Source organism: Sphingopyxis sp. JAI108, from assembly GCF_013410105.1.
In the GTDB taxonomy this organism is placed as follows: domain Bacteria; phylum Pseudomonadota; class Alphaproteobacteria; order Sphingomonadales; family Sphingomonadaceae; genus Sphingopyxis; species Sphingopyxis chilensis.
Window position 1 is genome coordinate 348287 of record NZ_JACCCJ010000001.1, and the last position, 17929, is coordinate 366215.

Genomic DNA, 17929 nt, shown 5'->3' on the forward strand with positions numbered 1-17929 from the left:
AATTCACTTTCTTTTCACGATGCGCTGGCTATGATGGCGACCGAGGGACCGCTCGCACCGCTGGAGCAACTATGCCCTTGGGCCGCGAGATGCAGCGATTGCGCGCCGAACATGCGGCGCTGGTCACGCTGTCGCGCATCATCCTCGGCATGGCAGACCTGCCCGATCCGCCCGTCGCGGACGATCTGGCCAACGCGCGGACGCAGTTGCGCGAAGCACTGGTCCGGCACCTGAAATGCGAGGACTGGATCCTCTATCCGCGGCTGATGTCCACGGGCGATGCCGAGCTGATGCGGATCACGCGCGAATTCGAAATCGAGATGGGCAGCCTTGCGGCCGATTTCGTCGCCTATGACGAAAAATGGACGCGCGAGCGGGTCGCGGCCGACTGGCCTGGTTTCTGCCGCGAAACGAAGATCGTCTTCGACCTGCTCGCCATGCGCGTCGAGCGCGAGGAGCGCGAGCTGTATCCGCTCGCCGAAACGCTCTACGCATCGGGCGCCGCGATTGCTGCGCCGGTCATGGACGAATCGAGAGTTTCCAGCTGAGCGCGACGCGCCAGTCCTGGTCGAAACCCGGCACCGGCTGTTTCCAAGCATCCGCCACTTCCAGGCCGATCGTCGCGTTTTCGGCGTAGGACAGGCACACGCCGCCGCCCCGGCAGCCGAGCACGAACCCGGTGTGCGCGATCGCGGGGCGTTCGAGCAGCGTGACATCGGCATAATCGACGAAGCCCTAGATTTCGCTCTTCGCCCGCCGGGGCAGCTGGTCACCGCGACGGTTGGTTCCGCCTGCTTTGGCGGGCCCGTTGCCGCCGTTCCTTCTTGATTCGGTCATCGCCGCGTCACGCCTTTGCCCCCACGCCGCAATATCACCCGCCTAACCCCCGCGCGATCCGGTGTCATTTCGGCGCCGGGCAAAGGGGATTTCACCAGATGACCACCATGTTCGGGAACCGCCTGCGGGCCGGGGCCGCCTTGATTGCCGTGCTCGCAGCAACACCGGCCCTCGCGGAAGAAACGGTCGAAGCGGCGGCGGAAAGCGCCGACGTCGCCGAGATCGTCGTGCTCGGGCGCGGTGAAGCGCGCCAGGTGCAGGAACTGGGCGCGGGCGACATCGCGCTCGAGGTCGCGGGGATCAGCCCGCTCAAGGCGATCGACAAGCTGCCGGGGGTCAATTTCACCTCGGCCGACCCGTTCGGCGCCTATGAATGGTCGGCGCGCATCTCGATCCGCGGTTTCAGCCAGAATCAGCTCGGCTTCACGCTCGACGGCATTCCGCTGGGCGACATGAATTACGGCAACCATAACGGCCTGCACATCAGCCGCGCGATCATCAGCGAGAATGTCGGGCGGGTCGAGGTCGCGCAAGGCGCGGGGTCGCTCGGCGCGGCGTCGACGAGCAACCTTGGCGGCACGATCGAATTCTTCTCGCGCGAGCCCGGCGAGGCGTTCGGGGTCGAGGCGTCGGGCACCTATGGCAGCGACGACAACAAGCGGGCCTTTGTCCGGGTCGACAGCGGCGAGCTGTTCGCGGGGGGCACGCGCCTGTCGCTGAGCTATGCGTGGCAGGATGCCGACAAGTGGAAGGGCGACGGCGTTCAGCGCCAGCATCAGGTCAATGCGCGCCTCGTCCAGCCGGTCGGCGACGGCCGCTTCTTTGGCTTCGTCAATTACTCGGACCGCCGCGAGAACGACTATCAGGATATGAGCGCCGACATGATCGGCCGCCTCGGTTACGACTGGGACAATTATGCGAAGGACTGGGATCTCGCCGTCCGGGTCGCGCAAATCTACCAGAACCAGGTCAGCCAGAGCGGCGCTGCGGGCACGCCCTTGCCCTATCCGGATGCCGGTCTCGTCTTTCCCGCGCCGATCGCGACGGTCGACGACGCCTATTATGACGCGGCGGGCTTGCGCAGGGACTGGCTCGCCGGTGCCGGGGTCGAGGCGCCGCTTGGCGAATATTGGACCTTCAAGGCGACCGGCTATTATCACGGCAACGAGGGGCGCGGCCTGTGGTTCACCCCCTATGTGACGACGCCGGGCGGCGCGCCGATCACGATCCGCACCACCGAATATGAGATCGAGCGGTACGGCATCCTCGCCTCCAGCCTGTTCGAGGTCGGCGCCAACAGCTTCGAAATCGGCATGTGGTACGAGGATAACGACTTCAACCAGGCGCGGCGCTTCTATGGTCTTGCCGACACGGCGGGAGCGCCGAGCCGCAGCAGCCTCGATTTCCCGGCCGACCCGATCGCGACGCAGTGGGCGTTCGATTTCAACACCCAGACGCTGCAATATCATGTGCAGGACAGGCTCGACCTTGGCAGCTTCCAGCTCAACGCGGGCTGGAAGGGGCTGCGCGTCACCAATAATGCGACGCCGATCGTCAGTGGCGGGCTCGCGTCGGGGCGCACCGAGGCGAAGGACTGGTTCCTGCCGCAGGCGGGCCTGCTCTATCGCCTGAACGACGATAACGAGCTGTTCGCGAGCTACACCGAGAATATGCGCGCCTTTGAAAGCTCGGCGACGGGCGGTCCCTTTGCGACGACGCAGGCGGGGTTCGACGCGCTCGACCTGAAGCCCGAAACCTCGACGACGTGGGAGCTGGGCTTCCGCACCAAATCGCCCCGCTTCCAGGGCGTGATCGCGGGTTATTATGTCGATTTCAAGGACCGCATCATCGCCTTTGCCAACGGATCGGGCATTCAGGGCAATCCCGCGATCCTGCAGAATGTCGGCGATGTGCGATCGTGGGGGGTCGAGGCGGCGGGCACCTTTCGCGTCACGCCCGAACTCGCGCTCTTTGCGTCCTATGCGTATAATGATTCCGAATATCGCGATGACGTCGTGAACGCGGCCGGCGGCGTCGTTGCGGCGACGGCGGGCAAGACGGTGGTCAATTCGCCCAAACATCTCGCCAAGGGCGAAATCACCTGGGACAATGGCGACTTCTTCGCGCGCGTCGGTGCGAACTATACGTCGAAGCGCTATTATTCCTATGAGAATGACGCCGAGGTCGGCGGGTTCGTGATCGTCGATGCGAGCATCGGTTATCGTTTCACCGACCGCATATCGATCCAGGCGAATGCGACCAATCTGTTCGACAAGGCCTATGTGTCGACGATCGGCACCAACGGCTTTGCGAACAGCGGCGACGCCCAGACCTTGCTCGCGGGGGCGCCGCAGCAGTTCTTCGTGACGGTGAAGGCCGGGTTCTGACCGATGCAGGGCGCGCCGGTGCCGCCTCTCAGTGATTGACGATGATGGCGCGGTCCCGCTAGGGCCGCGCCATCATTTTCTGGGAAACATTCAAATGACCGATACGCCCCCCGACCGCCTGTCGACCAACCCCCGCTCGCCGCATTTCGACATGGAGGTGCTGCAGCGCGGCATCGGCATCCGCTTCAAGGGCGTCGAGCGCACCGACGTCGAGGAATATTCGATCTCCGAAGGCTGGATCCGCGTCGCGGCGGGCAAGTCGAAGGACCGGTTCGGCCAGCCGATGACGATCAAGCTGTCGGGCCCGGTCGAAGCCTGGTTCGAGGACGCGGCCGGCGAAGGCGACGCACCCGCCGCGGACTGAATCGAGCGGGCCCCCTGAAGCACCGCGCCCAAAGGAGAAACCACCCGGAGCGGCGGGCCGCCCCGAGTGGCTTCATCGCTCGCCGAGCCCAGGAAGGTGGGGGGGGGGAGGGCTCAGTTGCCGAGCGAGGCGGCGACGACCTCAAGGCCGTTGCCGGGTTTCCAGTCGTTCTGCACCCAGACGGGCGCCTTGAAGCTCGGCGCCTCTTCGCGGGTGCCGTCGGCGTAGATGAAGCCCTGCACCGGATTGGCGCGCAGGCCGAGATCGCCGATCGGGGCATACCAGACGCGCACCATGCTCCAGTCGCCGGCGTCGCTGACATCGACGACGCGAACGTCACGCTCGATCTGGCCGCGGCGGCCGTTGATCGGCGACCAGTTGGCATGGTCGATCAGGATCTCGCGGTCGCTGACGATCTTCTTGACCACCGCGACATGGCCCATCGGCATGCCGCGCGTGCCGGCGAAGGCCATGACGGCCCCCTTCCGCGGCTCTTCGCCGCGCGCATAGGTGCCGGCGGCCTGCGACCACCAGGTCTTGGCATTGCCGCGGATTTCGACGCCCGATTCGGCGCGGGCGAAGGGGACGCATTGCAGATAATCGCGGGCCGCGGCGGGAATGCTCGCGAACAGTCCGGTGACGGTCATCACGGACGCGATGGCGGCAGCCAGGTAACGACGATGGAGCATGGAATGCGACCCCCCAATGCTTGTCTTCAAGCGTTGCAGGGTCTTTGCCACGCCCTGCGGCGTCCACCACCCGTCTAGCGACGAATCGCGCCACGGATGCGGTGGGCGGGGGAACCTTTTGTTAAGGCGTTCCATTCGTCGCGAAGGGACTTCGCTTGGTCGCCGTCACGCAGCGACGGTCGCCACGTCGCCCGGACGGCGGAACAGGGTCAGCACGTCGGCGGCGGGCATCGGACGTCCGTAATAATAGCCCTGGATATTGCTGCACCCGAAACTGCGCAGCGTTTCGACCTCGAGCTCGGTTTCGGCCCCCTCGGCGGTCGTCGACATGCCGAGGCTGTCGGCGAGCGCGACGACGGCGCGGATGATCGCGATCGATTCGATGCTGCCCTTGGCGGCGCCGACGACGAAGCTGCGGTCGACCTTGATCGTCGAAAATTGCGTCTTGCGCAGATAGCCGAGCGACGAATAGCCGGTGCCGAAATCGTCGAGCGACAGGCGGATGCCGAGCCCGATCAGCTGGTCGAGCAATTGCGCCGCGCCGCCGCCGTCGCGCAGGAAGACGCTTTCGGTGACCTCGATTTCCAGCCGTTGCGGCGGAAGCCCGCTCTGCGCCAGCGCCGAGACGACGACCGAGGCGAAGCTGGGATCGGTGAGCTGGTCGGCGGACACGTTGATCGCGACCTTCAGGTTCGAAGGCCATTTCATCGCCTCGTGACATGCGGTGCGCAAAACCCATTCGCCGATCGGCGAAATCAGGCGCGCATCCTCGGCCAGCGGGATGAAGCGGCCGGGCGAGACGTTGCCGAGCTTCTTGTTGTGCCAGCGGATCAGCGCCTCGAAGCCGTTCAAGGTGCCGTCGGCGGCGGTGACGACGGGCTGGTAATAGAGCTCGAACTCGCCGCGTTCGAGCGCGCCGCGCAATTCCTGCTCCATCACGCGCCGTTCCTCGGCCTGCGCGTGCAACGATGCGACATAGGCGGCGACGACATTGCCGCCCTTGTCCTTCGACTTGTAGAGCGCGAGGTCGGCGTTGCGGGTCAGCGTCTCGACCGTCGCGCCGTCGGTCGGGCCGATCGCGAAGCCGATGCTGGCGCCGACGAACAATTGATGATTGTCGACCACATAGGGGCGGCTGATCGCGGTGATGATCCGCTGCGCCAGCTCTTCGGCGGCGTCGGCCGAGGGGACATTGTGGAGCACGACGGCGAATTCGTCGCCGCCGAGCCGGCCGCAGGTCATCCCGCGTTCCATCAGCCCCTTGAGCCGCGCCGCGACCTGCGCGAGCAATTTGTCGCCGACGGGGTGGCCCAGCGTATCGTTGACCGCCTTGAAGCGGTCGAGGTCGATCATGAGCAGCGCGCAGCGCGATTTCGCCTCGACCGCGTGGGTCAGCGCGCGGGCGAGATCCTCGTTGAGGCTGAGGCGGTTGGGGAGGCCCGTGAGATTGTCGAATCGCGCCATCTTGGCAATCTGTTCGGCGGTCGCGCGCTTTTCGGTGACGTCCGAGCCGACGCCGCGGAAGCCGAGGAACTTGCCCGTTTCGTCGAGGCGCGGCGAAGCGGACAATTCCCACCAGCGCGGCGCGCCGCCGATCGTCACCGGGACGATCAGGTTCGAGAAACTTTCGCGCCGCTTCATCCGCTCGGCCATGTCGTGCAGGCTTTTCGGGAACAGGCCGGTTTCCCATGCATCACCCGAAAGCGCCTGCAGCAGCGGTATGCCCTCGAGCCCCTCGGTGCTGCTGCCGAGCGCATAGGCGAGGCGCGGCGACACATGGACGAGGCGGCGGCTGTTGTCGGTCTGCCACAGCCAGTCGGCAGAAGTTTCCTCGAATTCGCGCAGGAGCAGGCTGACCGTCTCGGTCTTTTCGTGCAGCGTCTCTTCGGCGCGGCGGAAGCGGATATGGCTCTGCGCGAAGCGGATGCAGAAAGCGGAGAGCAGGAAGCCCGCGACGAGCGCGACGGCGGCGAGCTGCGGCGCGCCGGCCCGCGTCAGCGCGGCGGCGGCCGACAGCGAAACAGGGATGATGAACAGCATACAGGCGAGCGGGACGCTGTGCGCGACGATCGACAGGGTGACCATCATCAGCACCGCGATCGTCCACATCGACAGGACATGGTCGAGCGTCGGAGCGAGCCCCTGCAACCAGAAGGGCGCGCCCCAGAGCAGCGCCGAATAGAGCGCGTGGCGATTGCACAGCCGATATTCGGCCATTCCCGACAATTTGGGATCGCCGAGCGGCAGGCGGTTGAACTTTCCAAACGACCAGAGCGCGAAGGCGAGGGCGCAGGCGAGCCATCCGGCCGCGATTGCAAAGGGCGTGCTGTGGACCATGGTGAAGGCGGCGACGAACGCCATGCCGATGCCCATCAACAGGCGCAGCGAACCGCGGCCGCGAAGCGGCGCGAGCTGGAGCTGGCGGAGGTTGCCGATGTCCTGATTTCGCGGGCCCAGCCCCAACAGGGCCCGCACAGGTATCTCTTCGGCAGCAATAGGGTCGGTCAGCAGGCTTTTCACGCCCGCGGTTCTAGCGCGCGGGTATTACCCGAAGGTAACCATCGCGCTGTTCGGGTGCGAATTTCTGTGCCGGCGAGGGACAGCGCAGGCGGCGGCTGCGAGCGTCGGTTTTGGGGTGGAAAGCGGACTAACGCTTTGGCGGCGGCGTGGGCACGTAAATCGGATTTGGATTCTTCCCCCCAACGCACAAATTGAAATCGCCGGCCTCGCGGTCGCGAAATCGGGTCGGCCAGCCGCCCAAGCAATCGGTCGGCGTTGTGTCGATGCCTCGCACAATGGCGATCGACATTGAGCGAATACGCGCCTCTCCGATCAGGCAATTCACTTTCTCAGGTGGGGTTACATCTAGGGCGATGAACGAAGAGGATGCAGCGTCATTGCCGCCAGCGTCCGTCAAAAAGGCTTCTATCTTACAGTCTCGCAGCACCTTAAGGCTTGCGGGGCCCTCCGTTTCAGGCTTGTAATCCGGTCCGAGAATATAATCAAAATCGTCGTCAACGAGACGGAGATATAGCGGCTGCTGATCATCCCGATGCCACAGCGTCGCGGCTCCCCACGCACAAATGCCAAGAGCCGCCCCGGTTAGCACGCCTACCAGAAATTTCCGGTTCATGGGAATCCTTGCCGGTTGTTGCCACCGTCACATTCGTTGAAGATCCAAACGTCCGCAATCGGTCGTTTTCAGACCTTCGTCATCCCGGACTTGATCCGGGATCCACTGCGGCGTTGAAGTCGTGGACCCCGGATCAAGTCCGGGGTGACGGTTCAAAAGAATGTCCACTTCCGGTCGAAACCGGACGCGCCCGGCGTTATGCTGCCATCGCGAAGGGCTGGATTTCCCCGGCGAGATATTGCGCGCGCGCCTTCGAGCGGCTGAGCTTGCCCGAGCTGGTGCGCGGCAGGGTGCGCGGCGGGATCAGTTCGATCAGGCAGTTCATGCCGGTGATCGCGCGGACGCGGTCGCGGATCGTCTCGCGCAGCGCGAGCCGCTCGGCCTCGTCGCTGGTGCGGCACTGGACGAGCACCGCGGGGGTTTCCTCGCCGCCCGGCGTGGTGATCGCGAAGGCCGCGATATCGCCCGACTTGAAGCCCGGCAGCTGCTCGACCGCCCACTCGATATCCTGCGGCCAGTGATTCTTGCCGTTGATGATGATCATGTCCTTGGCGCGGCCGACGATATAGATGTAACCGTCCGACAAATATCCCATATCGCCGGTGTCGAGCCAGCCGTCCTTCATGCAGGCGGCGGTCGATTCGGGGTCGCGATAATAGCCGGTCATCAGCGAGGGGCCGGTGCACCACACCTTGCCGACGGTCTGGTCGGGCAGCGCATTGCCCGCTTCGTCGCGGACCTCGATCACCATGTCGCGCGCGGCGCGGCCGCAGTTGACGATCGCACGGTAGCGCGTCGGACGGCCCGAATCATTCGCGGCGCCCGACAATTCGGTTTCCTCGACCAGTTCGACGACAATGCCTTCGCCCGGCGGCATGATGCTGACCGCGAGCGTCGCTTCGGCGAGGCCATAGCTCGGCAGAAAGGCGCTCGCCTTGAACCCGGCGTCGGCAAAGGCGTCGACGAAGCTCTGCATCACGTCGGGGCGGATCATGTCGGCGCCATTGCCCGCGACGCGCCAGCGCGACAGGTCGAAGCGGTCGGCGACATGCGTCTGGCTCGACACGCGGCGCGCGCAGATGTCGTAGCCGAAGGTTGGCGAGTAGCTGAGCGTCGTGCCGCTGTTGCGGCTGATCAGATCGAGCCAGGCGAGCGGACGGCGGGCGAAATCCTCGGTCTTCAGATAATCGACCGACACCTGGTTGGCGACCGGCGAGAGCAGGCAGCCGACGAGGCCCATGTCGTGATACCAGGGGAGCCACGAAATGCAGCGGTCGCTGTCCTGAAGCTCCATGCCGTGGCTGTGCGCGGCGAGATTGTTGAGCAGCGCGGCGTGGGTCACGGCGACGCCGTGCGGAAAGCGCGTCGAGCCACTGCTGTACTGGAGATAGCAGGTCTCGTCGGTCTTTTGCTCGGGCAGCGCCGCGACGGGGGCGGCGCGCTTTTCGAATTCGCTCCAGTCGACCGGCTGCACATTCTGCTGTTCGGCCGCCTCGGTCGCCATCGCGGCGATTTCGGGCGGGAAAAACAGCAGCTTGGGGTCGCAGCTCGTGAGCTGGACGACGAGCTGGCCGACATAGGAATCGCGCCCGCCGAAGCTGGTCGGCAGCGGCAGCGGCACCGGCCACGCGCCGGCGTAGATGGTTCCGAAGAAGAGCGCGGCGAATTCGGCGCCGGTTTCGGCGATCAGCGCGATGCGGTCGTTCGGCTGCACGCCCGCCGCGATCAGGCGGTAAGCGGTGGCCAGCGCGTCGGCCTTGAGTTCGCTGTACGGATAGGGACGCACCAGCTTTCCGCGCGGATCGTGGAAATTGAGCCCGCGCGAACCGCGCGCGGCATAATCGAGTGCCTCGCCCACGGTCGCGAAGTCGGAAAAGCGGCGCGGCTGCGCGCATTCGGTTGGCGTCGGCACGAGCGTATCGGCCGAGTTCATGTCGGTATCGGTCATAGGAGCTGCGACATCCCGCGATACGGGCCGTGCGGCAACAAGCATGTCATCTTTCTGAGCCATGTTGAGGTGCGCGAACCCTGTGTTGTTTGAACAAATCGCCCATTTCCGGGCTTTATCGCCCGATATGGCGGTGTTGATCGTTCTCAATCGGGCCCGACTGTGGCACAAACATGGCATATGGCCAATCGCCGCGCTCCCCCCGACCGATCGAAAAGGCCTCTCGGCGCGGCGAAGCTCGACGAACTGGCGCTCGCCTATGTTGCGCGATTCGCGACGAGCCGCGCGAAACTGATGCGCTATCTTGCCAGAAAAGTCCGCGAATCCGAATGGATAGACGAAAATGACGTCATGACGGCGTGCGAGGCGATCGCCGACCGGATGGAGCGGCTCCATTATCTCGACGACCGCCAATATGCGGCGATGCGCGCCGGCGCGATGACGCGGCGCGGGCTCGGGGTGCGGCGGGTGAAGGCGCAGCTCTATGCCGACGGCATCGCCGAGCAGGACAGCGGCGAGGCGATCGAGGCGGCGGAGGGGGTCGCCCTCGCGGCCGCCGTCGGTTTCGCGCGGCGGCGGCGGTTCGGGCCGTTCGCGATGCGGACGAGCGACGATCCGAAGCAGCGCGAGCGGCAACTCGCCGCCTTCCTGCGCGCCGGGCACAGCCTGGCGATCGCGCATCGCATCCTTGCCGTCGCGCCGGGGGACGACGCCGCGCTGGCGGCGCTGGACGAGGAAGCGGCGCTCGATTAGGGCGGGGCGGCCCGATAAAGGAACTGCCGATGCGTGCCATATTGACCGCCCTTGCCCTGTCGTTCGCGCTGCCGATGGCGGCGTGCAGTCGCGATGCCAGCGAGGCCGAAAGCGCCGCGACGATCCCCGTGACGATCACGATGGCGGGCAAGGCGCACCGGTTCGATGTCGAAGTCGCGCGCACCGACGAAGAGCAGGATCGCGGCCTGATGTTCCGCACCAGCCTGCCCGAGGGCGGCGGGATGCTGTTCCCCTTCGCAAAACCGCGGATCGGCAGCTTCTGGATGAAGAATACGCTGATCCCGCTCGACATGATCTTCATCCGCGCCGACGGCAGCATCGACCGGATCGCCGAAAATACCATCCCCGAATCGCTCGAACCCGTGGTGAGCGGCGGCGAGGTTGGCGCCGTGCTCGAACTCGCGGGCGGGACCGCGGCCCGGCTCGGCATCGACGAGACGGCGACGGTGACGTGGAAAGACAAGAAATAGCGGCGCGCGGCGCGGTTTGACGCTTGCAGACCGCGCGCGCTTGCCTGTAAACGCCACCCCATGAGCATTTTGGGCAAGATTTTCACCTGGTGGGACGGTGCGACCGTCGGCACGCTGCTGAACAGCTGGAGCACGGGCGAGAAGGTCGGCGAGGACAGCCTCGGCAACCGCTATTTCCGCGCGAAGAAGGGCGGCCGCCGCTGGGTGATCTATAATGGGTCGAACGATGCGAGCCGGGTGCCGCCCGAATGGCACGGCTGGCTGCACGGCACGTTCGACGAGTTGCCGACCGATGTCCTTCCCGCGCCGCGCGCATGGGAAAAGGAAGCGAGCGCGAACCTGACCGGCAGCACGGGCGCCTATCGCCCCGCCGGCGCGCTCGAACGGGGTGGCCGCCGCGCCGCCGCGACGGGCGATTACGAGGCCTGGCGGCCCGGCGCCGAGTGACCCCGCGCCGGGTTTCGACCGCGCTGACCGCGCTGCTGGCCGCGACCGCGCTGACGGCGTGCGACCGGTCCCCGCAGGCGGGTGGCAGCGCGACGGTTCCGACAGTCGCGAAATCCGAACGCGTGCCGCAGGAAGTCGGCGGGATCGAGGGCGCGACGCCGATGGCCGAGCGCGTCGCCGTCGTCGGCTTGCTCAACAAGCGCAACGGCCTGGTCCGCGAGCTCGAGATGAAGCCCGGCGACTCGGCGCGCGTCGGCCGCGCGATCGTGCGGCTGCGCGCGTGCGAGATCACCGCGCCGTGGGAGGATCCGCCCGAAACCGGGGCCTTCGTCCAGCTGACGGTGCAGGACCAGCGCGACGATAAATGGTATCGTGTCTTTTCGGGCTGGATTTTCCGCGAGCGGCCCGACCGCAACGTGATCGAGCATCCGATCTACGACGTCTTCGTCAAAAGCTGCGCGATGACATATCCGGGCGGCGAACCCGTCGCGCGAGAGGCGCCCAAGGCCGGCGCCGCGCCCAAGGCATCGAGCGCGCGCCAGTCGCCCGCGACGAACGGCGGCGAAGGAACGGCGACACCGGCCGCACCCGCTGTGCCGGCCCCGGTCGCGCCGCCCAAGGTCGCCGCGCCGTCGCCCCCCGCCAACACCGAATAAAGCCGCGCGAGATAGTCGGCCTGGCGGATCTCGATCGCGCCGAGGCTGGCGAGGTGCGGCGTGAGGAACTGGCAGTCGAGCAGCTTCCACCCGCCCGCGATGAGCCGCGCGACGAGGTGCGCGAGCGCGACCTTTGACGCGTCGCGCGCCCGGCTGACCATCGATTCGCCGAAAAAGGCGCGGCCGAGCGTGACGCCGTAGAGGCCGCCGGCGAGTTCGCCGTCGAGCCAGCATTCGACGCTGTGCGCATGGCCGAGCTGGAACAACCGGTCGTAGCTCGCGCGGATGACGGGGTTGATCCACGTCGTCGGCCGGTCGTAGGCGGGTGCGGCGCAGAGCGCGACCATGTCGGCAAAGACGGTGTCGGTGGTGACGCGGAAGCGGTCCGACACGATGAGCTTTTTCAGGCTGTGCGACAGGTGGAAGCCACCCAGCGGCAGGATCGCGCGCAGGCGCGGTTCGACCCAATGGACCGACGGGTCGTCCGCCCCGTCGGCCATCGGGAAAATGCCCTGCGCATAGGCGCTGAGCAGCAGCGCCGGATCGATGGATTCGATGGGCTTCAGGACGCCGGCTTCACGAATTTCAGCGTCATGCGGTCCGATTCGCCGATCGCGACATATTTGGCGCGGTCGGTCTCGCCTTCGGTCAGGCTCGGCGGAAGGGTCCAGACGCCCTTGGCATAATCCTTGGTGTCCTTGGGGTTGGCGTTGATCTCGCTCTCCCCCGCCAGCTTGAAGCCCGCGGCCTCGGCAAAGGCGACGATCGAGCTTTTCTTCATATAGCCCGACTTTTCTTCCTTCGCGCTGTCGTCGCTTTCATCGAGGCGGTGCTCGACGACGCCGAGCGTGCCGCCGGGCTTGAGCATCGCGAAAATCTGCTTGAAGGCGTCGGTGGTCTTGTCGGCGCCGCCAAAGCGCCAGTTGTGGACGTTGCGGAAGGTCAGCACGACATCGGCGCTGCCGTCGGGAACCTTCGTCCCCGCGCCCGTGGCCGGGAACTCGGCGAGCTTCAGCGCGCCATAGGTGCCCGCATCGGCCGCCTGTTTTTCCTTGATCCGGTTAAGGCCGCGCTCCCACGGCGCCGCAACATAGAGGGTGCCGCCGCCGGACTTCGCCAGCGGGGCCAGGATTTCGGTGTACCAGCCGCCGCCGGGCCACAGCTCGACCACCGTGTCGCCGGGCTTCACGCCGAAGAAGGCGAGCGTTTCGGCGGGATGACGAAAGGGGTCGCGCGCGGTGTTGGCGGGCGTGCGCGTGGGCGCGGCGACCGCTGCGGCGATCGCTTCACCGGCCTTTGGCGCAGCGTGGCCGGCATGGCCGTCGTGTTGCATCGCCGATGCGGGAACGGCGATTGCGATGGCGGCACTTGCAACTATCAATAGCGGACGCATATGGGGCACCTCTCTCCAGGGAAGGCTCCTGTTTGCGAAGGGTTGAGCGGTAATGCAAGTGTCGATGCTGTCGGTGGCGATCACGGCTGCGGCGCTGTTCGGCGTTGCCGAGATCGCGAACTGGCGCCGCAACAACCGGCGCGACGTCGAACAGGTCGGTTTCATGCCATGGCGCGGGATCGCGCTGGCATCGGCCGCGGTCGCGCTGTTCGCGGCGGCGTTCGCGTTGAAGCCATAGGCGCCGTTCACTCTGCGTCATTGCGAGCGGAGCGAAGCAATCTCCAGCTATGGGTCTCGTGCAAGGCCGATAGCTGGAGATTGCTTCGTCGCTACGCTCCTCGCAATGACGTCGAGTTCAGAGGCACGCCTCGAGATAGGGCTGGTCGAAGCCGTATTGGCGGGCCTTTTCGAGCGTATAGGGGCGCAGGCCCATCGAGCGATATTCGCCGACGATCTTGCCGTCCTTGTCCTCGTCGAGATATTCGAACTTGAACAATTCCTGCGTGACGATGACGTCGCCTTCCATGCCGATCACCTCGGTGACGTTGGTGACGCGGCGCGAGCCGTCGCGCAGGCGCTTGATCTGGACGATCAGGTCGACCGAGTCGGCGATCTGCTTCGAGATCGCTTCCTTCGGGATCTTGATGTCGCCCATCAGCACCATGTTTTCCATACGGCCGAGGCATTCGCGCGGGCTGTTGCTGTGAAGCGTACACATCGAGCCGTCGTGACCCGTGTTCATCGCGGCGAGAAGGTCGAAACATTCGGCGCCGCGAACCTCGCCCATGATGATCCGGTCGGGGCGCATACGCAGCGCGTTCTTGACAAGGTCGCCCATGTGGATTGCGCCATTGCCCTCGAGGTTCGCGGGGCGCGTTTCGAGCGGCAGCCAGTGCGGCTGCTGCAGGCGAAGTTCGGCGGCGTCCTCGATGGTGAGCACGCGTTCGCCGGGGTCGATCATCTTCGACAGCGCGTTGAGCATGGTGGTTTTACCCGAGCCCGTGCCGCCCGAGATGACGATGTTGAAGCGGCTGGCGCCCGCGATCTTGAGCGCGGTGCACATCTTCTGGCTCATCGCGCCCCACTGGCAGAGCATGTCGAGCGTGATCGGCTTGGCCGAGAATTTACGAATCGAGATCGCGGTACCGCGCAAGGACAGCGGCGGGACGATCACGTTGACGCGGCTGCCGTCCTTGAGGCGGGCGTCGGCGAGCGGGGTGGTCTGGTCGACGCGGCGGCCTACGAGGTTGCAGATGCGCTGCGCGATCTGGAACAGATGCTGTTCGTCGCGGAACTGAATCGGCGCGATGACGAGCTGGCCCTTGCGCTCGATATAGGTCTGGTACGGACCGTTGACCATGATGTCGCTGATATCGGGATCGGCGAGAAGCTCCTCGAGCGGGCCAAAGCCGAGCAATTCGTCGACGAGCACCTTTTCGAGCGCGAATTGCTCGCGGCGGTTCAATGTGATGCGCAGTTCCGCAAGCACTTCGAGGATGATCGGACGGAATTCCTCGGTCAGCTCGTCCTTGTTGAGCGTTGCCGCCGCCTCCGGATCGACGCGTTCGAGCAGGCGTGGCAGCACCTGTTCCTTGATCTTGTGGACGCTGGCTTCGAAGCCCTGCGCCTTTTCGGGTTCCATCGCCTCGGCGGTCGAACGCTGGTTCAGCCGCTCCATCGCCTCTTCTTCGGGGGTCAGGTTCGACGGCATCGGCGGCGGGGCTTCGGCAGGCACGGTGTCGATCGCGGGGAATTGCGCGCCGCCGGGCACGCCGGGGCCAGTCTGCATCGGTTTCGCCACGCCAAAGGCGGGGCGGCCAGCTGTTCCGGGGCGGCGTCCGAATGCACTCATCCGTTTTATCCTGCTTTCCAAATCCCTTCGGGTATGGCCCGCAGCCGCGGACGCACCCCCATCGGACACGGTGAATAAATCGGAAACTTTGACATTGTCCTAATGCGGCCGAAGGAGAGATGCGGCGCGCATGAAAAAGCCCGCATCCGATGGGGGATGCGGGCTTTTGATCGCCGTGGACGGGCGAAAAATCAGCCGGCGATATGCTCGGCAAGGACGGTGAGGCCCGCTTCGCTCACCTCGGCAAAGCCGCCCTCGACCTCGATCACTTCGGGCTCGGCGCCGGCGGTGGCATAGATGGTCAGCGGGCCGTTGCGCAGCGTCGCCATGAAGGGCGCATGGCCTTCGAGCACCGAGAAATCGCCCTCGGTCCCCGGCACGGTGACCATATGGACGTCGGCGGTCCGCTCGAGGCGGGCGGGGGTGACGAGTTCGAACTTCAGGGCCATGTCTTCATCCTTAAGCCCCTCCCCTGAGGGGGAGGGGGTTAATTACGCGTCTTCGGCGAGCTTCGCGGCCTTGGCGACCGCTTCGTCGATGCCGCCGACCATGTAGAAGGCCGCTTCGGGCAGGTGGTCATATTCGCCGTCGACGACGGCCTTGAACGACTTCACCGTGTCCTCGATCGCGACGAACTTGCCGGGAATGCCGGTGAAGACTTCGGCGACGTGGAAGGGCTGCGACAGGAAGCGCTGGATCTTGCGCGCGCGGGCGACGACCAGCTTATCTTCTTCCGACAGCTCGTCCATGCCGAGGATCGCGATGATGTCCTGCAGCGACTTGTACTTCTGCAGCGTTTCCTGAACGCGGCGGGCGGTTTCATAATGCTCCTGGCCGACGATCGCGGCGGTCAGCACGCGGCTGGTCGAATCGAGCGGATCGACCGCCGGATAGATGCCGAGTTCCGAAATCGCGCGGTTGAGCGTGGTGGTCGCATCCAAGTGAGCGAACGACGTAGCAGGCGCCGGATCGGTCAAATCGTCCGCGGGAACGTAAATGGCCTGCACCGAGGTGATCGAGCCCTTGTTGGTCGAGGTGATGCGTTCCTGCAGCGCGCCCATGTCGGTCGACAGGGTCGGCTGGTAACCCACGGCCGAAGGAATACGGCCGAGCAGCGCCGACACTTCCGAACCCGCCTGCGTGAAGCGGAAGATGTTGTCGACGAAGAAGAGCACGTCCTGCCCTTCCTGGTCGCGGAAATATTCGGCCATGGTGAGGCCCGAGAGCGCGACGCGAGCGCGGGCGCCCGGCGGCTCGTTCATCTGGCCGAACACCAGCGCCACCTTCGACCCGTCGGGGGTCGGGTTGCCGTCGGCGTCCTTGGCGATAACACCGGCGTCGAGGAATTCGTGATAGAGGTCGTTGCCTTCGCGGGTGCGTTCACCGACGCCCGCGAACACCGACACGCCGCCGTGGCCCTTGGCGATGTTGTTGATCAGCTCCTGAATGAGAACGGTCTTGCCGACGCCCGCGCCGCCGAACAGGCCGATCTTGCCGCCCTTTGCGTAAGGCGCGATCAGGTCGATGACCTTGATGCCGGTGACGAGGATCGCGGCTTCGGTCGACTGGTCGACGAATTCGGGGGCCTTGGCGTGGATCGGCGCGCTCATGCCGGCGTTCACCGGGCCGCGCTCGTCGATCGGGTCGCCGATGACGTTGAGGATGCGGCCGAGCGTCTGCGGGCCGACGGGAACCGAGATCTGCGCGCCGGTGTCGGTGACGGGCTGGCCGCGGGTGAGGCCGTCGGTCGCGTCCATCGCGATCGTGCGGACGGTGTTTTCGCCGAGGTGCTGCGCGACTTCGAGGACGAGGCGGTTGCCATTGTTGTCGGTTTCGAGCGCGTTCAGAATCGCGGGCAGCGGGCCGGTGAACTGGACGTCGACGACGGCGCCGATAACCTGCGCGACGCGGCCGGTCGCGATGCCGGTGGCAGCAGCCTTGGGAGCAGCGGCCTTCTTCGGCGCAGCAGCCTTGGGCGCTGCGGCCTTCTTGGCGGGAGCCTTCTTCTCGGGAGCGGTAGCCATTACTTTCTTCCTTGCTTGGATAGCTTAGAGCGCTTCCGCGCCTGCAATGATTTCGATGAGTTCGGTCGTGATCGCCGCCTGACGCGTGCGGTTGTAAACGATGGTCAGCTTGTTGATCAGGTCGCCCGCGTTGCGCGTCGCATTGTCCATTGCGGTCATCGACGCGCCCTGCTCGGATGCGGCGTTTTCCAGCAGGCCCTTGAAGATCTGGATGGTGATGTTGCGCGGCAAGAGGTCGGCGAGGATCGCCTCCTCGTCGGGTTCATATTCGACCGCGGCGCCGCCGGGTGCCGGAACGTCGACCGGCGCGGGAACGGGGATCAGTTGCTGGCCGGTCGCTTCCTGGAGCAGCGCCGAGCGGAACTTCGAATAGAAGAGGTGCGCGACGTCGAAGGCGCCGGCCTCGTAAAGCTCCATCACCTTCGCCGAGATGTCGCTCGCCTGTTCGAAGCCGATGTCGCGGATGCCGGTCGTTTCATATTGTTCGATGATCTGGCCCGGGAACAGACGCGCGATCACCGGACGGCCCTTGCGGCCGACGAGGTAGAAGAGAACCTTCTTGCCTTGCGATTGCAGTTCGAGCGCCTTGTCGCGCGCGGCCTTGACGATGTTCGAGTTGAACGCGCCGGCGAGGCCGCGATCGCTGTTGAGCACGACGAGCAGGTGCGTGTCGCTCTTGCCCGTGCCCGAAAGCAGCTTCGGCGCCGAATCCGACGCGCCGACCTTCGACGCGAGGCTGGCGACGACGCCTTCGAGCCGCTCCGCGTAAGGACGCGCGGCTTCGGCGGCCGCCTGCGCCTTGCGGAGCTTGGCGGCGGCGACCATCTTCTTGGCCTTGGTGATCTTCTGGGTCGATTTGACCGAGACGATGCGCCCTTTGAGTTCCTTCAGACTGGCCATAAGTCCCGTCTTTACCCTTTGTTCGTCACCCCGGCGAAGGCCGGGGCCTCATCGT

The 17929-nt window shown here is 65.6% G+C and carries 17 protein-coding genes and 1 pseudogene; 8 read left to right on the forward strand and 10 right to left on the reverse strand.

What is annotated here, in order from left to right:
* Positions 1 to 71 precede the first annotated feature (71 nt).
* The 3 genes from HDC29_RS01620 to HDC29_RS01630 all read left to right on the forward strand — a co-directional run bounded on the left by HDC29_RS01620 (position 72) and on the right by HDC29_RS01630 (position 3588).
* Positions 72 to 548 (forward strand): hemerythrin domain-containing protein, encoded by a 477-nt coding sequence (locus HDC29_RS01620; RefSeq protein WP_179493734.1) that lies wholly within the window; start codon positions 72 to 74, stop codon positions 546 to 548.
* A gap of 387 nt (positions 549 to 935) precedes the next feature.
* The gene (locus tag HDC29_RS01625; protein WP_257017999.1) at positions 936 to 3224 is read left to right on the forward strand and encodes a TonB-dependent receptor; all 2289 of its coding nucleotides are present in this window, start codon (positions 936 to 938) and stop codon (positions 3222 to 3224) included.
* Between the two features lie 94 nt (positions 3225 to 3318).
* A complete protein-coding gene (locus HDC29_RS01630; protein ID WP_179493736.1) occupies positions 3319 to 3588 on the forward strand; it encodes a DUF3297 family protein in 270 nt (89 codons plus the stop codon).
* 113 nt (positions 3589 to 3701) lie between these two features.
* Here HDC29_RS01630 and HDC29_RS01635 read toward each other — a convergent pair whose 3' ends face one another.
* The 4 genes from HDC29_RS01635 to HDC29_RS01650 all read right to left on the reverse strand — a co-directional run bounded on the left by HDC29_RS01635 (position 3702) and on the right by HDC29_RS01650 (position 9358).
* Positions 3702 to 4235 (reverse strand): CHAP domain-containing protein, encoded by a 534-nt coding sequence (locus tag HDC29_RS01635; protein ID WP_257018000.1) that lies wholly within the window; start codon positions 4233 to 4235, stop codon positions 3702 to 3704.
* Positions 4236 to 4442: 207 nt separating this feature from the next.
* Entirely contained in the window at positions 4443 to 6797 is a 2355-nt protein-coding gene (locus tag HDC29_RS01640) for an EAL domain-containing protein (protein WP_179493740.1), read from the reverse strand.
* 127 nt (positions 6798 to 6924) lie between these two features.
* Positions 6925 to 7410 (reverse strand): hypothetical protein, encoded by a 486-nt coding sequence (locus HDC29_RS01645; protein WP_179493742.1) that lies wholly within the window; start codon positions 7408 to 7410, stop codon positions 6925 to 6927.
* Positions 7411 to 7606: 196 nt separating this feature from the next.
* Complete coding sequence (locus tag HDC29_RS01650; protein ID WP_179493744.1) at positions 7607 to 9358, reverse strand: fatty acyl-AMP ligase; 1752 nt, start codon at positions 9356 to 9358, stop codon at positions 7607 to 7609.
* A gap of 180 nt (positions 9359 to 9538) precedes the next feature.
* Here HDC29_RS01650 and HDC29_RS01655 point away from each other — a divergent pair, with 180 nt between their 5' ends.
* The 4 genes and pseudogenes from HDC29_RS01655 to HDC29_RS19375 all read left to right on the forward strand — a co-directional run.
* Positions 9539 to 10111: a regulatory protein RecX gene (locus HDC29_RS01655; protein ID WP_179493746.1), complete on the forward strand. Its 573-nt coding sequence runs from the start codon at positions 9539 to 9541 to the stop codon at positions 10109 to 10111.
* Positions 10112 to 10140: 29 nt separating this feature from the next.
* Positions 10141 to 10602, forward strand: a complete 462-nt coding sequence (locus HDC29_RS01660; protein ID WP_179493748.1) for a DUF192 domain-containing protein — start codon at positions 10141 to 10143, stop codon at positions 10600 to 10602.
* Between the two features lie 60 nt (positions 10603 to 10662).
* A complete protein-coding gene (locus HDC29_RS01665; RefSeq protein WP_179493750.1) occupies positions 10663 to 11049 on the forward strand; it encodes an NADH:ubiquinone oxidoreductase subunit NDUFA12 in 387 nt (128 codons plus the stop codon).
* A gap of 227 nt (positions 11050 to 11276) precedes the next feature.
* Positions 11277 to 11447 (forward strand): annotated as a pseudogene (locus HDC29_RS19375) (DUF2155 domain-containing protein); the annotation flags it as partial.
* Between the two features lie 35 nt (positions 11448 to 11482).
* Here the strand turns inward: HDC29_RS19375 and aat are convergent.
* Together aat and HDC29_RS01680 are read right to left on the reverse strand one after the other, a co-directional pair.
* Entirely contained in the window at positions 11483 to 12262 is a 780-nt protein-coding gene (aat, locus tag HDC29_RS01675; RefSeq protein ID WP_373562791.1) for a leucyl/phenylalanyl-tRNA--protein transferase, read from the reverse strand.
* Positions 12263 to 12267: 5 nt separating this feature from the next.
* Positions 12268 to 13098, reverse strand: a complete 831-nt coding sequence (locus HDC29_RS01680) for a class I SAM-dependent methyltransferase (RefSeq protein WP_179493752.1) — start codon at positions 13096 to 13098, stop codon at positions 12268 to 12270.
* Between the two features lie 52 nt (positions 13099 to 13150).
* Between HDC29_RS01680 and HDC29_RS01685 the strand changes: the two genes are divergently transcribed.
* Positions 13151 to 13336 (forward strand): hypothetical protein, encoded by a 186-nt coding sequence (locus tag HDC29_RS01685; protein WP_179493754.1) that lies wholly within the window; start codon positions 13151 to 13153, stop codon positions 13334 to 13336.
* Positions 13337 to 13453: 117 nt separating this feature from the next.
* On the opposite strand, the gene HDC29_RS01690 is transcribed toward HDC29_RS01685, so the two are convergent.
* The 4 genes from HDC29_RS01690 to HDC29_RS01705 form a co-directional block, all read right to left on the reverse strand.
* Positions 13454 to 14950, reverse strand: coding sequence for a CpaF family protein (locus tag HDC29_RS01690; RefSeq protein ID WP_179493756.1), 1497 nt, complete (start codon positions 14948 to 14950; stop codon positions 13454 to 13456).
* A 191-nt stretch (positions 14951 to 15141) separates the two neighbouring features.
* Positions 15142 to 15399, reverse strand: coding sequence for an ATP synthase F1 subunit epsilon (locus HDC29_RS01695; RefSeq protein WP_179493758.1), 258 nt, complete (start codon positions 15397 to 15399; stop codon positions 15142 to 15144).
* 42 nt (positions 15400 to 15441) lie between these two features.
* The gene (gene atpD / locus HDC29_RS01700) at positions 15442 to 16974 is read right to left on the reverse strand and encodes a F0F1 ATP synthase subunit beta (protein WP_218844278.1); all 1533 of its coding nucleotides are present in this window, start codon (positions 16972 to 16974) and stop codon (positions 15442 to 15444) included.
* Between the two features lie 24 nt (positions 16975 to 16998).
* Complete coding sequence (locus HDC29_RS01705; RefSeq protein ID WP_179493760.1) at positions 16999 to 17874, reverse strand: F0F1 ATP synthase subunit gamma; 876 nt, start codon at positions 17872 to 17874, stop codon at positions 16999 to 17001.
* Positions 17875 to 17929: the final 55 nt, after the last annotated feature.

Coding starts and splice junctions, on each gene's coding strand:
- HDC29_RS01620 (WP_179493734.1), top strand. CDS start 72: ATGCCCTTGGGCCGCGAGATGCAGCGATTGCGCGCCGAACATGCGGCG.
- HDC29_RS01625 (WP_257017999.1), top strand. CDS start 936: ATGACCACCATGTTCGGGAACCGCCTGCGGGCCGGGGCCGCCTTGATT.
- HDC29_RS01630 (WP_179493736.1), top strand. CDS start 3,319: ATGACCGATACGCCCCCCGACCGCCTGTCGACCAACCCCCGCTCGCCG.
- HDC29_RS01635 (WP_257018000.1), bottom strand. CDS start 4,235: ATGACCGTCACCGGACTGTTCGCGAGCATTCCCGCCGCGGCCCGCGAT.
- HDC29_RS01645 (WP_179493742.1), bottom strand. CDS start 7,410: ATGAACCGGAAATTTCTGGTAGGCGTGCTAACCGGGGCGGCTCTTGGC.
- HDC29_RS01650 (WP_179493744.1), bottom strand. CDS start 9,358: ATGACCGATACCGACATGAACTCGGCCGATACGCTCGTGCCGACGCCA.
- HDC29_RS01655 (WP_179493746.1), top strand. CDS start 9,539: ATGGCCAATCGCCGCGCTCCCCCCGACCGATCGAAAAGGCCTCTCGGC.
- HDC29_RS01660 (WP_179493748.1), top strand. CDS start 10,141: ATGCGTGCCATATTGACCGCCCTTGCCCTGTCGTTCGCGCTGCCGATG.
- HDC29_RS01665 (WP_179493750.1), top strand. CDS start 10,663: ATGAGCATTTTGGGCAAGATTTTCACCTGGTGGGACGGTGCGACCGTC.
- HDC29_RS01680 (WP_179493752.1), bottom strand. CDS start 13,098: ATGCGTCCGCTATTGATAGTTGCAAGTGCCGCCATCGCAATCGCCGTT.
- HDC29_RS01685 (WP_179493754.1), top strand. CDS start 13,151: ATGCAAGTGTCGATGCTGTCGGTGGCGATCACGGCTGCGGCGCTGTTC.
- HDC29_RS01690 (WP_179493756.1), bottom strand. CDS start 14,950: ATGAGTGCATTCGGACGCCGCCCCGGAACAGCTGGCCGCCCCGCCTTT.
- HDC29_RS01695 (WP_179493758.1), bottom strand. CDS start 15,399: ATGGCCCTGAAGTTCGAACTCGTCACCCCCGCCCGCCTCGAGCGGACC.
- atpD (WP_218844278.1), bottom strand. CDS start 16,974: ATGGCTACCGCTCCCGAGAAGAAGGCTCCCGCCAAGAAGGCCGCAGCG.
- HDC29_RS01705 (WP_179493760.1), bottom strand. CDS start 17,874: ATGGCCAGTCTGAAGGAACTCAAAGGGCGCATCGTCTCGGTCAAATCG.